Origin of the sequence: Streptomyces viridosporus, from assembly GCF_002078235.1 — a bacterium.
Classification (GTDB): Bacteria; Actinomycetota; Actinomycetes; order Streptomycetales; family Streptomycetaceae; genus Streptomyces; species Streptomyces viridosporus.
Genome location: NZ_MSGP01000212.1, coordinates 1 through 19,538 on the forward strand (window position 1 = coordinate 1; position 19,538 = coordinate 19,538).

Annotated in this window: 10 protein-coding genes and 1 pseudogene; 8 read left to right on the top strand and 3 right to left on the bottom strand. The window is 73.8% G+C overall.

Features of this window, described 5'->3' with window-relative positions; all coding sequences use genetic code 11:
• From B7L92_RS15655 to B7L92_RS15680, 6 genes and pseudogenes are all read left to right on the top strand, one after another.
• Positions 1-3,081: non-ribosomal peptide synthetase (locus B7L92_RS15655; protein WP_143626331.1), on the top strand; the 3,081-nt coding region annotated here is incomplete at its 5' end.
• Positions 3,078-7,072 (top strand): annotated as a pseudogene (locus B7L92_RS43890) (amino acid adenylation domain-containing protein). The gene B7L92_RS15655 and the pseudogene B7L92_RS43890, both read left to right, overlap by 4 nt.
• Before the next feature lie 61 nt (positions 7,073-7,133).
• Positions 7,134-8,402, top strand: a complete 1,269-nt coding sequence (locus tag B7L92_RS15665) for a cytochrome P450 (RefSeq protein ID WP_081238212.1) — start codon at positions 7,134-7,136, stop codon at positions 8,400-8,402.
• 48 nt (positions 8,403-8,450) lie between these two features.
• Positions 8,451-9,035, top strand: a complete 585-nt coding sequence (locus B7L92_RS15670; RefSeq protein WP_081238214.1) for a DUF3995 domain-containing protein — start codon at positions 8,451-8,453, stop codon at positions 9,033-9,035.
• Positions 9,032-9,988, top strand: a complete 957-nt coding sequence (locus B7L92_RS15675; RefSeq protein ID WP_081238216.1) for an ATP-binding cassette domain-containing protein — start codon at positions 9,032-9,034, stop codon at positions 9,986-9,988. Before B7L92_RS15670 ends, B7L92_RS15675 begins: the two co-directional genes overlap by 4 nt.
• A complete protein-coding gene (locus B7L92_RS15680) occupies positions 9,985-10,773 on the top strand; it encodes an ABC transporter permease (protein WP_081238217.1) in 789 nt (262 codons plus the stop codon). The genes B7L92_RS15675 and B7L92_RS15680 overlap by 4 nt, the downstream gene beginning before the upstream one ends.
• A gap of 558 nt (positions 10,774-11,331) precedes the next feature.
• On the opposite strand, the gene B7L92_RS15685 is transcribed toward B7L92_RS15680, so the two are convergent.
• A complete protein-coding gene (locus B7L92_RS15685) occupies positions 11,332-13,317 on the bottom strand; it encodes an ABC1 kinase family protein (protein WP_081238218.1) in 1,986 nt (661 codons plus the stop codon).
• Between the two features lie 10 nt (positions 13,318-13,327).
• On the bottom strand, positions 13,328-15,478 hold the full coding sequence (locus B7L92_RS15690; RefSeq protein ID WP_081238219.1) for an MMPL family transporter: 2,151 nt from the start codon (positions 15,476-15,478) through the stop codon (positions 13,328-13,330).
• A 392-nt stretch (positions 15,479-15,870) separates the two neighbouring features.
• Here B7L92_RS15690 and B7L92_RS15695 point away from each other — a divergent pair, with 392 nt between their 5' ends.
• On the top strand, positions 15,871-16,896 hold the full coding sequence (locus B7L92_RS15695; protein ID WP_081238220.1) for a polyprenyl synthetase family protein: 1,026 nt from the start codon (positions 15,871-15,873) through the stop codon (positions 16,894-16,896).
• A 192-nt stretch (positions 16,897-17,088) separates the two neighbouring features.
• Positions 17,089-18,954, top strand: a complete 1,866-nt coding sequence (locus B7L92_RS15700) for an AfsR/SARP family transcriptional regulator (RefSeq protein ID WP_255310978.1) — start codon at positions 17,089-17,091, stop codon at positions 18,952-18,954.
• 10 nt (positions 18,955-18,964) lie between these two features.
• Here B7L92_RS15700 and B7L92_RS15705 read toward each other — a convergent pair whose 3' ends face one another.
• Positions 18,965-19,348 carry a hypothetical protein gene (locus B7L92_RS15705; protein WP_081238222.1) on the bottom strand — a complete coding sequence of 128 codons (384 nt, stop codon included), beginning with the start codon at positions 19,346-19,348 and terminating at the stop codon, positions 18,965-18,967.
• Positions 19,349-19,538: the final 190 nt, after the last annotated feature.

Consider the following 19,538-nt stretch of genomic DNA (forward strand, 5'->3'; position numbering starts at 1 on the left):
CTCGCCGAGGTCGCCGCCCTGGCCGGCCACGACCTCACCGACGCCGACCGCGGCGGCCCGCTCACCGCCGGCTCCGCCGCCTACGTCATCTACACCTCCGGCTCCACCGGCCGCCCCAAGGGCGTGGTGATCCCGCACGGCAACGTGGTGCGCCTGTTCGCCGCGACCGACCCCTGGTTCGGCTTCGGCCCCGACGACGTGTGGACCCTCTTCCACAGCTACGCCTTCGACTTCTCCGTCTGGGAGATCTGGGGCCCGCTGCTGCACGGCGGCCGCCTCGTGGTCGTCCCCTTCGACGTCTCCCGCTCGCCGGAGGACTTCCTGGAACTGCTGGCCGACGAGAAGGTGACGGTCCTCAACCAGACCCCCTCCGCCTTCTACCAGCTGATGCGGACCGAGGCCGACCGCCCGGACCTGGGCGCCCGGCTGGCCCTGCGCTACGTGGTCTTCGGCGGCGAGGCACTCGACCTGTGGCGGCTGCGGGAGTGGTACGGCCGCCACCCCGAGGACGCCCCCCGCCTGATCAACATGTACGGCATCACCGAGACCACCGTCCACGTCACCCACCGCGAGCTGGATGCCGAAGGCGCCGCCGCGGCGACGGGCAGTCTCATCGGCCGGCCGATCCCGGATCTGCGGGTGCACGTCCTCGACGCCGACCTCGTACCGGTCCCCGCCGGCGTCGTCGGTGAGATGTACGTGGCCGGCGCGGGCCTGGCCCGGGGCTACCTCGGCCGGCACGCCCTGACCGCCGAGCGCTTCGTCGCCGACCCCTACGGCCCGCCCGGCACCCGGATGTACCGCACCGGAGACCTGGCACGCCGTACCGGAGACGGCGACCTGGAGTACATCGGCCGCGCCGACCACCAGGTCAAGATCCGCGGCTTCCGCATCGAGCTCGGCGAGATCGAGGCCTGCCTCGCGGCGCATCCGCAGGTCGGCCAGGTCGCCGTCGTCGTCCGCGAGGACCGGCCGGGCGACCGCAAGCTCGTCGGGTACGTCGTCCCGGAGGCGGAGGACCGGACCGTGGAACCGGAGGGCCTGCGCAAGCACCTGCGCACGCAACTCCCCGAGTACATGGTGCCGTCGGCGTTCGTGACGCTGCCGCACCTGCCGCTCACCGCCAACGGCAAGCTCGACCGCAAGGCGCTGCCCGCCCCCGACTTCGCCGCCGCGGTGGGAGGCCGCGCGGCGCGGACCGAACGCGAGGAACTGCTCTGCGGTCTGTTCGCGGAAGTCCTCGGGCTGCCCGCCGTCGGCGTGGACGACGGCTTCTTCGACCTGGGCGGCGACTCCATCGTCTCCATCCAGCTCGTCGCCCGCGCCCGCAGGGCCGGACTGCTCCTGACCCCGCGCGACGTCTTCGAGCACAAGACGGTCGAGGCGCTGGCCGCCGTCGCCGCCACCGTCGACCGCACGGCCGACGAGGGCCCGGACGCCGGGATCGGGACCGTGGGGGCGACGCCGATCGTCCGCTGGCTGGAGGAACGGGGCGGGCCCGTCGACCGCTTCAACCAGTCGATGCTGCTCCAGGTCCCCGCGGACGCGTCGGCCGCACACCTGACGGGCGCGCTGCAGACGCTGCTGGACCACCACGACATGCTGCGGGCGCGGCTCACGCGCGGCGCCGACGGCTGGTCGCTGGAGGTCCCGGACCGCGGCACGGTCGACGCGGCGGCCCTGCTGCACCGGGTGGCGCTGCCGTCCGGCCCGGTCCGGGCCGAGACGCTCGCCGCCGCGCTGGAGGAGCACGCCACCACGGCGTGGGACCGGCTGTCGCCCGAGAACGGCGTCATGGTCCAGGCGCTCTGGTTCGACGCCGGCCCGGACCACCCCGGGCGGCTGCTGCTGATCGCCCACCACCTCGTGGTCGACGGCGTCTCCTGGCGGATCATCACCCCCGACCTGGCCGCGGCGTACCAGGCCCTGGCCGACGGCGGGAAGCCGGTGCTCGAACCGGTGCCCACGTCCTTCCGCACCTGGGCCCGCCTGCTGCACGAGGAGGCCCTCAGGCCCGAACGCGTCGGCGACCTGAACCGCTGGACGACGATGCTGGCCGACGGCGAACCGCTGCTCGGCGAGCGTCCGCTCGACCCGGCGCGCGACACCCTGGCGACCGCGCGCACCCTCACCCTGTCCCTCGCCCGCGAGCACACCGAACCGCTGCTGACCTCCGTCGTCTCCGCGTTCCACGCCGGGGTGAACGACGTGCTGCTGACCGGGTTCGCGCTGGCCGTCGCCGCGTGGCAGGAGAGCCGGGGCCGGCACACCCGGGGCGTCCTGGTGGACCTCGAAGGCCACGGCAGGACCGGACCGGGCGGCGACGCCGCCCGCGACCTGTCGCGCACGGTCGGCTGGTTCACCGGGATCCACCCGGTGCGGCTGGAGACCGGCCACCAGGACTGGGAGCAGCTCACCGCCACCGGTTCGGGTGCGGCCAAGGTGCTCAAGCAGATCAAGGAGCAGCTGCGGGCGGTGCCCGACCACGGGCTCGGGTACGGGCTGCTGCGCTACCTCAACCCGGACACCCGGTCCGTCCTCGCCGGCTTCGCCCCTCCGCAGATCGGTTTCAACTACCTGGGCCGGCTCGGCGGGGGCGGTGAAGCGGCCGAGGCCGCGGACTGGGGCCCGGCTCCCGAGTCGGGCGGGCTCGGCGGCGGCTCCGACGACGCCATGCCGCTCGCGCACCCGCTGGAGGTCAACGCCTTCACGCAGGACGGCCCCGAGGGTCCGCGGCTCGTGGCCACCTGGACCTGGGCCGGGGAACTCCTCGGCGAGGAGGACGTGGCCGGGCTGGCCGAAGGGTGGTTCCGCATGCTCCGCGTGCTCGCCGAGCACGCGGCCTCCCCCGAGGCGGGCGGCTGGACGCCTTCCGACCTGCCGCTGGTGTCGCTGAGCCAGCACGACATCGACGGGCTCGGCGACGACCTCGACGACTTCGAGGACTTCGAGGACGACCTCGACGACGACTTCGACGGCTCCGACGCGTCCGGCGGTTTCCAGGACCGGTGGACGCGGCGGGCCCCGCAGGACAACGAACACGATGACGCCGATGCCGGCACCCACAGGAGGAACCGATGACCAAGCCGGCGATCGAGGACGTGCTCCCTCTGTCACCGCTGCAGGAGGGACTGCTGTTCCACGCCCTGCTCGACGAGCAGGAGATGGACGTCTACACGGTGCAGCTGGTGCTGGAGCTGACCGGCCTGGTGGACACCGAGCGGATGACGGCGGCCGTCGCCGCGCTCGTCGCCCGGCACACCAGCCTGCGCGCCGGGTTCCGGCACGAGGGCCTGGAACGCCCGGTGCAGGTGATCCGCAGCCGGGTCCGGCCGCCCTACCGGGAGGTCGACCTCGGCGGCCTGCCCGAGGAGGAGCGGCCCGCCGCGCTGGAGCAGGTCCTGGCCGACGACCGCGCGCGCCGCTTCGACCTGAACCGGCCGCCGCTGGTGCGCTTCACCCTGGTGCGCCTCGGCGAGCGCGAGCACCGGCTCGTGGTGAGCAACCACCACATCCTGCTGGACGGCTGGTCCACACCGCTGCTGGTCGGTGAGCTCTTCACGCTGTACCGGCAGCACGGCGACCCGTCCGGGATGCCGCACGTCACGCCCTACCGGGACTACCTGGCCTGGGTGGCCAAGCAGGACCGGGCGCAGAGCGAGCGGGCCTGGCGCGAGGTGCTCGGCGACGTCTGCGAGCCCACCCTGCTGGCTCCCGGGGACCCGTCCCGCCGGCCGGTCCGGCCGCGCCACCACACGCTGGACCTGTCCGAGGAGTTCACCTCGGCGCTGGCGGCGCGGACCCGCGGGAGCGGTCTGACGCTGAACACCGTCCTGCAGGGCGTGTGGGGGCTGCTGCTGAGCCGCCTCACCGGCCGGGACGACGTCGTCTTCGGCGGTACGGTCTCCGGGCGCCCGCCGGAGCTGCCCGGTGTGGAGCACATGATCGGGCTGTTCATCAACACCCTGCCGGTCCGGGTCACCCTCGACCCCACCGAATCGCTGGCCGGGTTCCTGGCACGGCTGCAGAAGCAGCAGTCCGGCCTCATGGACCACCAGCAGCTGAGCCTCACCGAGGTCCAGTCCCTCAGCGGCTGGCAGGAAGGGGTCGGTGAGCTGTTCGACACGCTCACCGTGACGGAGAACTACCCCGTCGACCCGTCCGCGCTGGCGGCCGAGGACCCGGGCGACCCGGACGAGCTGCGGGTCACCGGGCTGGTGGGGGAGGACGCCAACCACTACCCGATGAGTCTCGCGGCCGTCCCCGGGCCCCGGCTCCACCTGCGGCTGAGCTACCGGCCCGACCTGTTCTCCGACGAGACCGTGCGGCTGATGGGCGGACGTCTGGAGGCGCTGCTGCGGGCCGTGGTCGAGGACCCGGAGCAGGCCGTCGGCCGGTTGGACGTCCTCTCCCCGCAGGAGCACCGGCGGCTCGTCGAGACCTGGAGCCGCGGCGGCGACGGGCCGCGGGCCCGGACCTTCCCCGAGCTGTTCGAGGAGCAGGTCCGCAGCACCCCGGACGCCGACGCCGTCGTCGCGCCGGGGGTCCGGCTCGGTTACTCCGAGCTGAACGAGCGGGCCAACCGGCTCGCCCGGCTGCTGGTCGCGCGCGGGGCCGGGCCGGAGAGGATCGTCGCCCTGCTGCTGCCCCGGTCGGTGGACATCGTGGTGGCGCAGCTCGCGGTGCTCAAGTCCGGGGCCGCCTACCTGCCGGTGGACCCGTCCTACCCGGCCGAGCGCATCGCGTTCATGCTCGACGACGCGGCGCCGGTGCTCGCCGTCACCGCCTCCGGTGTCGCCCTGCCGCAGGGCGTGCCGCCGGCCGGGCTCCCGGTGCTGCGGCTGGACGACCCGGCCGTCGCCGGGGAGCTCGCCGCGCTGCCGGCCCACGACCTGGCCGACTCCGACCGCGCCACCGCGCTGCTGCCCGGTCATCCCGCGTACGTCATCCACACCTCCGGCTCCACCGGCAGGCCCAAGGGTGTGCTGGTGCAGCACACCGGGCTGGCGGCCTTCTCCGCCGCGGTGGCCGAAGGGTTCGCCGTGGACGGCACGGCCCGGGTGCTCCAGTTCGCCTCGCCGAGCTTCGACGCCTCGGTGCTGGAACTGTGCTCCGCGCTGCCCGCCGGGGCCGCGCTGGTCGTGCCCCCGCCCGGCCCGCTCGGTGACGAGGCCCTCGCCGAGGTGCTGCGCGAGCAGCGGGTGACCCACGCCCTGGTGCCGCCGGCGGCGCTCGCCACGGTGCCCGTGGAGGGGCTGCCCGACTTCCGCTCCCTGGTCGTCGGCGGTGACGCCACCGGCGCCNNACCATGCGGCGGCCCGGCGCCGAGCTCGTGGACCGCTGGGCGCCGGGCCGCCGCATGGTCAACGCCTACGGGCCGACCGAGGCCACCGTCGCGGCCACCCTCAGCGAGCCCCTGGCCGCGGGGGGCGGCACCCCGCCCATCGGCCGGCCGGTCCGCGGCACCAGGGTCTACGTCCTGGGCGACACGCTGCGTCCCGTGCCCGTCGGCGTACCGGGTGAGCTGTACGTGGCCGGAGACGGTCTGGCCCGCGGTTACCTGGGCCGTGCGGCGCTGACGGCCGAACGGTTCACCGCCTGCCCGTACGGCGGGCCCGGCGAGCGGATGTACCGCACCGGGGACCTGGTGCGCTGGACCGACGAGGGCGCTCTGGAGTACCTCGGCCGTGCCGACGACCAGGTGAAGGTCCGCGGCTTCCGCGTCGAACCGGGCGAGATCGAGTCGGCGCTCGCCGCGCTGCCCGGTGTCGGCCGTGCGGTGGTGGTGGTGCGGGAGGACGCCGGGGGCGACCGGATGATCGTGGCCTACGTGGTTCCGGCGGACCCGGCCGGACCGGCCGGCTGCCTGGAGCCGGAGGCGCTGCGGGCCGGTCTGGCCGGCACGCTCCCCGAGTACATGGTGCCCGCCGCGTTCGTGCGGCTGGACGAGGTCCCGCTGATGCCGAACGGAAAGCTGGACCGCAGGGCGCTGCCCGACCCCCAGTTCACCGGGGCGCTGGGCAGCGGGGCGCCCCGCACCCCCGAGGAGGAGGTGCTCTGCGGCCTGTTCGCCGAGGTGCTCTCGCTGCCCAGGGTCGGCGTCGACGACAACTTCTTCGACCTCGGCGGGCATTCGCTGCTCGCGACCCGGGTGATCAGCCGGGCGCGGGCCGCGTTCGGCGTGCGGCTCTCGGTGCGCAGCCTGCTGGAGAACCCGACCGTGGCCGCGCTGGCCGCCGAGCTCACCGCCGGCTCCGACCACGACCCGTTCGACGTGCTGCTGCCGCTGCGGCCCGGCGGCTCGAAACCGGCCGTGTTCTGCCTGCACCCCGGAGCCGGCATCGGGTGGGGCTACTCGGGTCTGCTGCGGCACATCCCGGCCGACCACCCGATCTACGCGCTCCAGGCGCGCGGACTCGCCCGCGACGAGGAACTGCCCTCGTCCATCCAGGAGATGGCCGACGACTACCTCGACCGGATCCGCAGTGTCCAGCCGTCCGGCCCCTACCACCTGGTGGGCTGGTCCCTCGGCGGGATCCTCGCGCACATGATCGCCACCCGGCTCCAGGACGCGGGCGAGCGGGTCGGGCTGCTGGCCGTGCTGGACACCGACCCGGACATCCCCGCCGAGGAGCACGAGGGTCTCGCGTACGACGAACAGGACGTGCTGGCCACCCTGCTGGACCTCAGCGGCCGGGCAGGGGACCGCGACCCGGACGAACCGCTGGTGTACGAGCGGGTGATGGAGGTCCTGCGGGCCGGGGACAGCGCCCTCGCCGGCCTGGAAAAGCGTCATATCGGCGCGCTCGCCCGTGTTGGCACCAACATGTCGAGGAGCATCATCCATCCGTACAGCCCTGATCTACTGGGCGTCGTCCGTGGCGATGTCATGCTGACCGTCGCAGGCCGGGACCACGCCTCCCCGCAGGCGATGGCCGCGGCGTGGCGCCCCTTCGTGGAAGGGCGGGTCGACCTCCAGGTCGTCGACTGCGGGCACAACGAGCTGACCCGGCCGGGACCCATCGGCGAGATCGGCCGGGCGCTCGCCGCGCAGTTGCGCGAGCTCCGGTGAACCGCCGGAGCGTCACCGTACCGACGACCCGCCACAGCGCACCCACTTGGAGCAAGCCCCTATGACCAGCGCCACCGCGGCACTGGGCGGAGCCGACGTCGAGGACCGTGAGCTCGACAGCTTCGACCTGACCGATCCCGCGACCTATCAGACGACCGACGTCCACGCCATGTGGCGCCGGTTCCGCGCCGAACGACCGGTGCACCGTCACCCGGCGACCGAGGCGGGGCCCGAATTCTGGGTCCTGTCCAAGTACCACGACATCATGAAGGTGTACAAGGACGACGAAAACTTCACCTCCGAGCGGGGGAACCTGCTGGTCACGCTGTTGCACGGCAGTGACTCCGCGGCGGGCAAGATGCTCGCGGTCACCGACGGCCCCCGGCACGCGGCGATCCGCAAGCTGATGCTCAAGTCCTTCTCGCCGCGCGCCCTGCGGCACATCTCGGAGCAGGTCGTGCAGCGCACCCGCACGCTCCTCGGGAACGCGGTGGAGCGGGGCGAGGCGGACTTCGCGCGGGACGTCGCCGAGCACATCCCGATCGCCACCATCTGCGACCTGCTGGGCGTCCCCGAGTCGGACCGCGCCTTCCTGCTCAGCCTCAACAAGGAGGCGCTCAGCTCCAGTTCGGCCGACACCAGTGCCGAGGACTCCTGGCTCGCCCGCAACGAGATCCTCCTGTACTTCGGTGAGCTCGCCGAGGAGCGCAAGAAGAACCCGGTCGACGACGTCATCAGCGTGCTGGCCACCGGCCGGATCGACGGAGAGCCGCTCGACGAGGACGAGATCGTCCTGAACTGCTACAGCCTGATCATCGGCGGCGACGAGACCAGCCGGCTGTCGATGATCGGCGGGGTGCAGGCGCTGATGCGCCACCCGGAGCAGTGGAACGCGCTGAAGCGGGGCGAGGTGACGGTGGAGAGCGCGGTGGAGGAGGTGCTGCGCTGGACGACCCCGGGCATGCACTTCGGCCGCCGGGCGCTGCGGGACGTCGAGGTGGCGGGGCAGCGGATCGCCGCCGACGACATCGTCACCCTGTGGAACACCTCCGCCAACCGGGACGAGGACGTCTTCGACGCCCCCGGGACGTTCGACCTGGCCCGCACCCCCAACAAGCACGTGTCGTTCGGCTACGGACCGCACTTCTGCCTCGGTGCGTTCCTCGGCCGCGTCGAGATCAACGCCATGCTCGACGGGCTGCGGACCGTGGCGGACCGCATCGAGCCCAACGGCCCGGTGGAGCCGGTGTTCTCCAATTTCCTCAGCGGCCTGGAGAGTCTGCCCGTCCGCTTCGAGGTGGACCGTGCGGGGCTCGCCGGATGGAACTGAGGGCCGTTCGCTCCGCCCGCGGCCTTGATGAGTAGGAAGAGGAATTCGATGTCGAAGGCACGAGAGGGTGCCACGCCGGTGTCCGCGGTCCCGGTCTCCCGATGGGAGCGGGCCGTCGGGTACTGCGCGGTGATCGCCGGGCTCGCCTACGCCCTGCCGCACCTGTGGTGGGGACTGGGGATCATGGTCGCCTACCCCGACACCCCCGAGTCGGTGCCGGACGTGGCCTGGCAGCGCATGATCGCCTTCTGGGGCATGGGGGCGGCCTCCGCTCTCGCCGCCCTCGCGACCACCGCCCTCTTCCGGCCCTGGGGGGACTTCTTCCCCCGGTGGCTCCGCGTCGGGGCGGCCCTGATCGGCGGCACCGGGCTCGCGCTGTGGGGGCTCGGCTACGGCTACCTGCGGTTCTTCGTCGCCGTGGGCAGGGTCGAGCCGAGCGCGGAGGTGGCCGCCTCCTTCGGCCCCTGGAACTTCTACTGGTACCCCGTGTTCTTCGTCTGGGGCGCGTCGCTGGCGCTCGCCGGCCTCCACCTGCGCCACCGCCCCCGCCGCTCGCCCGGCTCCGGGACCGACGTCCCGCGGCCGGACGGGCGGACCCGGCAGACCCCGTCGACCATCGAGGTGAACTCGTGACGAACGCCATCGAGGCCGAGGGCCTCCGCAAGAGTTACAAGGGGCACGAGGCGCTGAGCGGAGTGTCCCTCACCGTGCCCGAGGGGACGGTCCTCGGACTGCTCGGCCCCAACGGTGCGGGCAAGACCACCACCGTCCGCATCCTGGCCACCCTGCTCCAGCCCGAGGAGGGGCGGGCCATGGTCGCCGGGTTCGACGCCCTCAAGCAGCCCAAGGAGGTGCGTCGCCGGATCGGCCTCACCGGCCAGTACGCGGCCCTCGACGAACGGCTGACCGGCCGGGAGAACCTGCGGCTCATCGGCACCCTGCTGCACCTGGGCAAGGGCCCGTCGCGCCGGCGGGCGGACGAGCTGCTGGAGCGGTTCGAACTCTCCGAGGCCGCCGACCGGGTGGTGCGGACCTACTCCGGCGGCATGCGCAGGCGGCTGGACCTGGCGGCCAGCCTGATGGTCGACCCGCCGGTCCTCTTCCTGGACGAGCCGACCACCGGACTCGACCCCAGCAGCCGGCTCGTGCTGTGGGGGATGATCCGGGAGCAGGTGGCCAAGGGCGTGACCGTCCTGCTGACCACCCAGTACCTGGAGGAGGCCGACCAGCTCGCCGACCGCATCGTGGTGATCGACACCGGCAAGGTGATCGCCGAGGGCACCGCCGACCAGCTCAAGCAGAAGGTCGGCACCGAGCGCCTCGAGGTCGCCGCCCTCGCCGCCGAGGACACCTCCCGGGTGGTCGCCGCGATCGGGGCCCGGCTCGCGACCACCCCGTCCGTCTCCGAGGACGGCCGCACCGTGTCGGTGCCGCTGCCCGACGGGATGGGCGGTGTCGCCGCCGCAGCCGCGGCGGTGGAGGAACTCGGCATCGAGATAGCGGAGTTCGCTGTGCGGCGTCCTTCGCTCGACGATGTTTTCATGACGCTGACGGGCCAGACGGCCAGGGAGAAGGATTCGGCGTGACCGAGACACTGAGTGACGTACGGGCGTTGGTGGGCCGCCACTTCCGGCACATCTACCGCATACCCGAGCAGCTGATCAGCGTCACCATCATGCCGATCGCCTTCGTGCTGATCTTCGGCATGCTCTTCGGCAGCGCCATGAAGGTGGAGGGCGGCAGCTACCAGGAATACATCATGGCGGGCATCTTCATCCAGGTGATGATGGCCAACATCTCCCAGACGGCCCTGGGCGTCGTCGGGGACCTGAGCAACGGCCTGGTGGACCGCTTCCGTTCGCTGCCGATCTCCCGCTCCGCGGTGCTGATCGGCCGTACCACCGCGGACATGGCGCTCGCCGCCTGGTCCTGCGTCCTGATGGCCGGCGTCGGCTACCTCATCGGCTGGCGCATCCACAACGGACTGCCCAAGGCCCTCGCGGCGTTCGGGCTGCTGCTCCTGCTCGGCTTCGCCATGTCGTGGCTCGGCGCGCTGCTCGGTCTGGCGCTGCGCAGCACCGAGTCGGTCAACGCCCTGGCGTTCATGGCCATGATGCCGCTGGTGTTCCTGTCCAACGCGTTCGTCCCGCCGGACGGGCTGCCGACCTGGCTGAGGGTCGTCGCCGAGTGGAACCCGGTCAGCATGGTGGTCACCGCCTGCCGTCAGCTCTTCGGCAACCCGACCGTGGGCCTCGGCACGGGGCTGCCGGCCGAGCACCCCGTCCTGATGTCGCTACTCCTGATCGGCGGCATCCTCGCCGTGGTCGTCCCGATGTCGGGCCGCGCCTACAGCACGGCGACCGCCCGCTGAGGACGCCCGCGCAACAACGCCCGGCCGGGAGATCCCGGCCGGGCGTTGCCGTGCGTGCCGCCCCGCGGTTCGGCGGCTGCGGCGCCCGGGGTGCGTCGGTGCGGTCCGGAAGACCGGCGCCTTCCGCGGCCGGTCCCGGTCCCGGGCGTCCGCCGGGCACGGAACGCCCGTTGAGGACTCGGCTTCCCGTCCGCTTCCTGTCCGTCTCCACCGTTTCCGCCCGGCGCCGTCCGGCACCGTCCGGACGGCGGTCCGCAGTGCCGGGCCGGAGCCGAGCCCGCGGAGATCGGGGCGAGCCCGCGGGGCTCGGGGCGAAGCCGCAGGGCTCGGGGCGAGGCCGCGGGGTTCGGGGCAAGGCCGCGGAACTCGGGGCGAGCCCACGGGGCTCGGGGCGAGACCGGGGCCGTCTTCGTGAGCGGGCCGGGGTCACGGGCCCTCGGCGGGCCCGGGCGGCCGAGGTCGCGGGCCTCCCCCGCACCCGGGCGGCCGAGCTCCTAGGCCTCCCCCGCACCCGGGCGGCCGAGGCAGTAGGCCTTCGACGGGTCCCCGCGGCCGGGGTCAGCGGCGGTCGCGGGAGAGTGAGAACAGCACCCGCAGCGTCAGCACCGAGGCGACGAGCAGCAGGTTGCAGCCGAGCGCCTCGAACAGTCCGACCGACGAGGTGATCTCCGGCCCGCCGGGCGTCTGCAGCAGCATCACCCCGACCACCCCGGCCGCACCGCCGCTGAAGGCCAGCAGCACGTCACGGACGATCCCGCGGACGAAGTCCCGGTCACGTTCGTCGGCCAGCACCCGGACGTTCACGCTGAGGCGTCCCTGCTCCAGGGCCTCCGCGATGCGGTCCACCCGGCGCGGCAGCCGGCGCAGCACCGGCAGCAGCGCGAGCATCTCGCCGGTGGCCGCCCGTCCGAGGCTCCCCGGTGCCAGCTTCCGCCGGGCCTGGGAGGCCGCGAACCGGCGGGCCTCGGCGACGATGTCGTAATCGGGGACCAGCCGGCCGAGGGACACCTCGAGTGTCGACAGGGAACGGAACGCGGCGGCGATCTCGCCGGGCACGACGAGCCCGTACTTGGTCACCAGCAGGAACAGCGCGGCGAACATCTCCCGGTCCGGCCGCGTCCCCGGAACCAGGTGCCGGGCCATGAACCGGCCCAGGTCACGGGCCAGCCGGTTCTCGTCGGCCGGTTCCGGCCGGTGCTCCACCAGTTCCAGCAGCGCGTCGCAGAGGGCCTGCTGGTCGTTGCGGTGGATCGCGACCAGCAGGTCGCGCAGCGCCGAACGCAGCACCCGGTCGATACGGCCGGCGCAGCCGAAGTCCAGCAGTCCCAGCCGTCCGTCGTCCAGCACCATGATGTTGCCCGGATGCGGATCGGCGTGGAAGACGCCGTCGATCATGATCTGTGCGAGGACGCAGTCGAGCAGCGCCCCGGCGAGCGCCGTCCGGTCGAGTCCGCGGGCGTCGGCGGACTCGGCCGCCTTGTCGAGCGCCACCCCGTCCAGCCACTCCACCACCAGGACGCGGGCGGTGGTCAGACCGTCGTGGACGGCGGGGATCCTCACCGCCGGGCGCGGGTCCGGGTCCTGCGACGGGTGCCGTCCGGCATCGGCCGCCCGCGCGGCGGCGACCTCCCGGGTGTTGCGGGCCTCGGTGCGGAAGTCGAGTTCCTCCTGGAGGGAGGCGGCGAAACCCCGGACCAGTCCGGTGACTCCGATGGAGCGGCCCCACGCGGTGCGTTCGCCGGTCCTCCGGGCGATCCGCAGGAGGATGTCCAGGTCGCGTTCCACCACCTGGCGGGCCCGGGGGCGCTGCACCTTGACGGCGACCGCCCGGCCGTCCCGCAGCCGCGCCCGGTGCACCTGGGCGACGGATCCGGCCGCCAGCGGCACGGTGTCGAACGCGGCGAACACCTCGCCGGGCGGGGCTCCGAGGTCCTCGGTGAGCACCTGCTCGATGCCGTCCCAGGGTTCGGCGGCCGCCGCGCACTGCAGCAGGCTCAGCTCGTCGATGAACTCGGCGGGCAGCAGGTCGTAGCGGGTGGAGAGCACCTGGCCGAGTTTGACGAAGGTGGTGCCCGCCTCCTCCAGGGCCAGCCGGAGGGCGCGGGCGTGCTCCGCCCGGGTGGCGCTCGTCGCCGGGCCGGTCAGCCCGGACAGCCGCGGGAGGCGGCCCAGCCCGTGCCGGAGGGCGATCCTGCTGAGCTCCGTGAAGCGCTGGGTGCGCGCCACCCGGCGCCTCACGGAGCGGGGCCAGCGGACGATGCCGCCGACCGACCCGCTGGGCACCACCGCCTCGGACAGCGCCAGGAACATCATGGCGGCCAGCAGGGCGCTGCCCACCTGGACCGTCACCAGCACCGTGCCCGCCGCGGCGGGCCCCATCGCGGAACTCACCAGTCCGGTGGCGAGCAGCCCGGTGCATCCGGTGAGCAGGGAGCGCAGTGCGCCGATCCGCAGACCGAGCAGTCTGCGCGCCCCGAAGCCGAGGACCACCAGACCGAGGGCGACGGTGCCCACGGCGGTCGGGACGATGACGAACGCGGTCAACGTGGAGCGGTCACGTCGTGGCCGGCTCGGGGGCCGGCGCCGGCTCGGCGTCGTCGCCCTCCACCGGCCTCCCGCGGTCGCGGGCCGGCCACCAGGCCCGTTCGCCGAACAGCGAGGTGACCGCCGGCACCAGCACGAGCGCCATCACGAAGGCGGTGATCAGGATGCCGAACGACACCGCGAAGCCGAGCTGTTGGAGCATGCTGTTGGCGGCCAGCATCAGGACGCCGAAGGTTCCGGCCAGGATGACGGCGGCGGCCCCGATGGTGGGCGCCGAGTGGGTCACGGCGAGCCGGACGGCCTCCTGCTGCGTCCGGCCCCGGGCGATCTCCTCGCGGAGGCGGGCCACCACGAGGATGTTGTAGTCCGTACCGATCGCCACCACGAACAGGTAGACGAACACGGGCAGCGCGAACATCAGCCCGTTCTCGCCCTTGACCTGCTGGAAGAGCAGGACGGCCGAGCCGAGGGTGGCACCGAACCCGAGGCCCACGGCCGCGATCAGGTACCAGGGCGCGACGGCGCTGCGCAGCAGGAGTCCGAGGATCACCATGATCGCGACGCCGGCGATCGGGAAGACCAGCGAGTAGTCGTGGTTGACGGCGGTGCGGATGTCCGCGAGGACCGCGCTGGTGCCGCCGACGAGCGCCTCGGTGCCCTCGGGCGCCGCCCGGTGCGCGGTGTCGCGCAGGTCTCCGGAGACCAGGTCGATGGCCGCCTCCTCGGCGGGGCGGAACTCCAGGACGACGCTGAACTGCGCCGCGTCCCCGGCCGTGCCGAGCATGGCCGGGGAGACGTCGCCGACCCCCTCGACCCCGGAGAGCTCCTCGCGGAACGCCTCCAGGCCGGCCGGGTCGAGCCGGGAGCCGTCCTCGGAGGCGACGACCACCAGGGAGGGGTCGGTCTGTCCGGCGGAGAAGCCGTTCCTGAGGTCCTTGGACGCCTGTACGGACTCCAGGTCCTGCGGCAGCGAGCTCTCGCTGTCGAACTCGGCGCTGAAGCCGAACGCGGCCACGCTCATGACGGCCAGCAGGCCGCCGGAGAGGCCCGCGAGGAGGCGGGGCCGCCGGGAGACGAGGGTGCCGAGCCGGCCGGCGACGACGCTCTCGGGCTGCTTCCTCCAGGCCTTGGAGGGCCAGAACGCCTTGGCGCCCAGCAGCGAGAAGACGGCGGGGACGAGGGTGAGGGAGGCCAGCAGGGTGACGGCCACGGCGATGGCCAGCGACGGGCCCATGGCGCGCAGCATGCCCATGGTGGAGAGCACCAGGGCGAGGAAGGCGACGATGACCGCGCCGGCCGCGGAGGCGATGGTCTCGCCGACCCGGGTCACGGCGTCGATCATGGCCTTCTTGGGTTCCTGCCCCGCCCGCAGCTGCTCGCGGTACCGGAAGAGCAGGAACAGGATGTAGTCGGTGCCGACGCCGAACAGCACCACGATGAGGATGGCGGAGACCGAGTTGTCGGCCTGGAGCCCGCCGAGTTCGGCGGCGGTGGCGATCAGCCCGGTGGCCACGACGAACACCAGGAGGATCAGCAGGACCGGCAGCAGCGCGATGAGCGGGCTGCGGAAGATCACCAGCAGCAGCACCACGATCAGCACCAGGGTCGCCAGCATGATCATCGCGTCGGTGTCGCCGGAGGACTCGAGGTTGTCCAGCCCGCTGGCGGTCGGGCCGGTCACCCCCATGCTCAGGCCGGTCTTCGCGAGCAGCGGCCCGGCGTCCGCCCGGAGTTGCTTCACCGACTCGAAGAGCTTCTGGTCGTAGTGGTTCTTCGTCGTGGCGAAGACGCTCGCCAGTGCCACCTTGCCGTTGGGCGAGACCGCCTCGGGGCTCGTCAGGACCGACTTCACCTTGTCGTAGCCCTCGGCCTGCAGGGCCTCCGTGATCCGGGCCACCTCCGCCAGGTCGGCCGTCGAGAGCCTGTCGCCGTCGGCGCGCTGGAACACCGCGATGGCGGAGGGCTGCTCCGTCATCGGGAACGCACGCTGCTGCACCTCCGTGACGCGTACCGACTCGTAGTGGGACGGCAGGAAGTCCGCCTGGTCGTTGGTGCTCCTCAGCTGCGGCGCGAGCGCGACCGCGGCGACGGCCGCGATGAGCCAGGCGATGATCGTCAGCCAGGGCCGGTCGACGGCGAACCGCCCTATCCGTCCGAACATGGTGCTCCTTCGTGCTTCCTGGACTTGGGGGGACCGGGGCCGACGCGCGGGGGTCGCCGGTTCTCCCCGCAGTCTGGCCGCCGGTTCCCCCGCCGACGACGACGGAACGCCAACGCGGCAAGAACCTGCCAGGGCCGTTGCCCGCGCTCCGGGCCCGGTGTGACAGTCCTGGTGTCCGCAGCGCGACCCGGTGCGACAGCCCTGACGTCCGCAGCGCGACCCGTCGCGGACGTCCTCCACTCCCCGGCCCGCCGCACGGACCGTCCGGGCCCCGCCGCGGCGTCGGGCGGGCAGCCGGTGGTCGGGAGCGGACCCCCCGGGGCGAGCCCCGCAACCGGCCGTCCGCAGTGTCCGGCCGGGGAACCCCGTGCCACATGCCTTCAGGAGCCCGGATGAACGTGTTGAGCGCCCCGGAGCGCGGTTCCCTCGTGTCCGGACTCGCCGCCGACGACCCGGCGCTGCGGGACCGGCTGGCCGAGCGCCTGCGGACCGTCGAACAACGCCTCCGGGAGCGCGCCGCCCGCGCCGCCGACCCCCGTGTCGCCCCGCTCGTCGGGCATCTCGTCACCACCGGCGGAAAGCGGCTGCGGCCCCTGCTGGTCCTGCTGGGCGCGGAGTTCGGGGACCCGGAGAGCGAGGGGGTCGTCGACGCGGCCGTCCTGACCGAACTCGTCCACGTCTCCTCCCTCTACCACGACGACGTCATCGACGACGCCGGCATCCGGCACGGGGCGGACAGCGCCAACGCCCGCTGGGGGAACCGCCGCGCGGTGTTCGCCGGGGACTGGCTCCTCGCCCAGGCCGCCCAACTGGCCTGCGCGCTCGGGCCGCGGGCGGTGCGGTTGAACGCGGTGACCGCCGACCGGCTGGTGCGCGGCCAGGCACTGGAGCTGCTCGGGCCGGAGCCGGGGACCGCGCCCCTGGACCACTACCTCCGGGTGACGGCCGGCAAGTCCGCGTCCCTGATCGTCCTGTCGCTGCGGCTCGGCGCCCTTCAGGCAGGCGCGCCCGGGGCGTACGCCGACGTCCTCGCCGAGTACGGGGAGCAACTGGGCCTCGCTTTCCAGATGTCCGACGACATCCTCGACATCACTTCGCCCGCCTCCGCGTCGGGCAAGGAACCGGGCATGGACCTGGAAGCCGGGGTGCTCAGCCTCCCGGTGCTCCTCGCCCTGGCGGGTGACGGCGCGGGCGACGGGGAACTGCGGGCCCTGATCGCCGCCGGGCCGGCCGCCGGGACGCGTCCGCACCGCCGGGCGCTGGAACTCCTGCGGGACTCCGCCGCGCTCGCCGCGGCCGGGGCCCTGAGGGACGAGCGTCTGGCACGGGCCCGTACCGCCCTCGCGGCCCTGCCCCGGACCCCGGCGCGCAGGACCCTCGGCGCGCTCTGCGACTTCGTGGCCCACCGCGGGTCCTGAAGCACCTACGGGAGACCGAACATGCCGGGGCACAGCGACACCGTGCACGACCGCACCACCCGACCCGGAGCGGCGGGAGCGGGCCGTGTCCGGCCGCCCGCCGCACCGTCCCTCCCGCAACCGCGCCCGGCGACCGGGCCGCGGGGACGGAGAGCGGCGGGGGCGAACGGCTTCGACCCGCTCGTGTTCCGCGTGCTCGGGTCGGTCGAGGCCGAGACCGGCGGGCGGACGGTCCCCCTCGGCGGGGCGAAGCAGCGCACCGTCCTCGCCGCGATGCTGCTCGCCGGGGGCCGGCCGCTCTCCGACGACCGGCTCAAGGCCCTGCTGTGGGGGTGCGACCCGCCCGCCACGGCGACGGCCCAGCTCTACACCTACATCTCCCAGCTCAGGAAGTGCCTGGGCATCGGCGTCCGCCTGGAGCGGCACGCGCACGCCTACCGGCTGGACACCCGGGGCGCCTTCTTCGACTGGGCGGCCTTCGAGAGCCTGGTGGACCGCGGCCGGGCGGACCTGGCGGCGGGCCGCCACACCGCGGCCGCCGACCACCTCGGGCAGGCGCTCGCGCTACGGCGCGGGCCGGTCCTCTCCAACGTCACCGTCCACCTCAGGGAACGCCAGCGCCCCTTGCTGGACGAGGCCCTCCTGTCCGCGCGGGAGGACCGGATCGAGGCCGAACTGGCCCTGGGGCGTCATGACACGGCGGTCCCGCAGCTCATGCGGCTCGTGATGGAGAACCCCCTGCGCGAGCGGCTGCTCGGCCAGCTCATGACCGCTCTGCACCGGTGCGGCCGGCAGGCGGAGGCCCTCGCGGTGTACGAGCGCGGCCGGCTGGTGCTCCGTGACGAGTTGGGGGTGGACCCGGGCCGGGCCCTGCGGGACATCCGGCAGTCCGTGCTGACCGGCACCCTCGCGAGGCCCGCCGCGCGCGAGGGTGCGGGGACCGCCGGCACGGCGCCCGCCCTGCCGGGCGGTGAGTCCCGCGCCGCGGTGGCGCGGGTGCGCGACCGCGGCGCCTGGAGCGGTGTCGTGCCCGCGATGCTGCCCGCCGATGTCGCCGACTTCTCCGGCCGCCTCCGGGAGCTGGACGGCATCGCGGCCGCCCTGCGCCGGGACGGGCGCTCCCCCGTCGTGGTGACGGGCGCCGCGGGTACCGGCAAATCGGCCCTGGCCGTGCACGCCGCGCACCGGGCACGGCGGAGCTTCCCGGACGGGCAGCTCCACGCCGACCTGTCCGGACAGTCCGCACGCCCCCGCTCCCCCGCCGAGGTGCTCGGCTGGTTCCTGCGGGCCATGGGCGTCGCGGAGCACAGACTTCCGGCTTCCGTGGAGGAACGCGGCCAGCTCTACCGCAGCCTGCTCGCCGACCGCCGGATGCTGGTGCTCCTGGACAACGCCGACGACGACCGCCAGGTCCGCCCGCTGCTGCCCGGCACGGGCGGCTGCCGCACGCTGATCACCGGCCGGGACTCCTTCACCACCCTGCCGGGGGTGCGTCCGATCGCCCTGGGCCCGATGAGCGCCGGGGAGGGACACCGGATGCTGAGCGCGATCGTGGGGGCCGAACGGACCGGGGACGAGCCCGACGCGGCCGCCCGCATCGTCGAGTTGTGCGACCGGCTGCCGCTCGCCCTGCGGATCGTGGCGGCCCGGCTGGCCGCGCATCCGCGCCAACGGCTCGCGGCGGCGGCGGCCCGGCTCGAACCGGAGGAACGCAGGCTCGACGAGCTGCGGGCGGGCGACCTCGACGTCCGGGCGGCGCTGTCCCGCAGTCACCGGCGGGTGCCCGCGCCGGTGCGGACGGTCCTGGGGGTCCTGGCGTCCGGCTGCCCCGACGTCTTCGGCGCGCACGAGGCGGCGAACCTCCTCGGTTGCCCGCAGGGGGACGCCGAGGACGCCCTGGAGAGCCTGGCCGGTGCCCGCCTGCTGGAGGTGTCCGGCCCGGTCCCGCCGCGTTACCGCCTCATGCCGCTGGTACGTCTCTTCGCCCGCGAGCAGGACCGCGGGGAACCGGCGTCTCCCGGTACGCCGGACGGCGGGCGCCGTCCGCTCGTCGGCTGACGGCACGCGCTCAGCCGCACCCTCCCGCGTGCCCCTCGTCGAGGCCGAACGACCTGGTGCGTCCCCCGTCGCCGGTGTGCGGCAGCAGCGAACTGCTCAGGTAGTCGAGGTAGGTGGCCACCAGGTTGCTCCATCGGACGTCGGAGTCGGCACTCCCGCGGCCGAGCGGCTCCGAGGACCGGTCGACGGTCCCGGCCCCGCCGAAGCCGTCCTGCTGCACGAGGTCCCGGATCGTCCTCCTGGCGGTCGTCTCGTCGGACGCGCCCCGGCCGTCGAGGGCCGCCAGCAGGTGCATCCCTCCCTGCTCCAACCAGGACGTGATCTCCTCCTCCAGTTCCGCCGACAACCGGTCGTCGTCACGGCCGTCCCTCTCGCGGAGCGTCCTCTCGCCCATAACCGCCTCCTCAGTCCATACGGATCCAATCGGTCAGTACGGGAACAGCGTCCGGGACGCATCTATGAATCACCTATGGAAAGCGGCCCCGCCCGACCCGGGCGCCGCTCCCGCGGCCGCCGCCCTCCCTTCCGCCGGCCCGACGCACGCCGCGGAACGCGGAACCCCCGGCCCCGGACGGGGGCTCCGG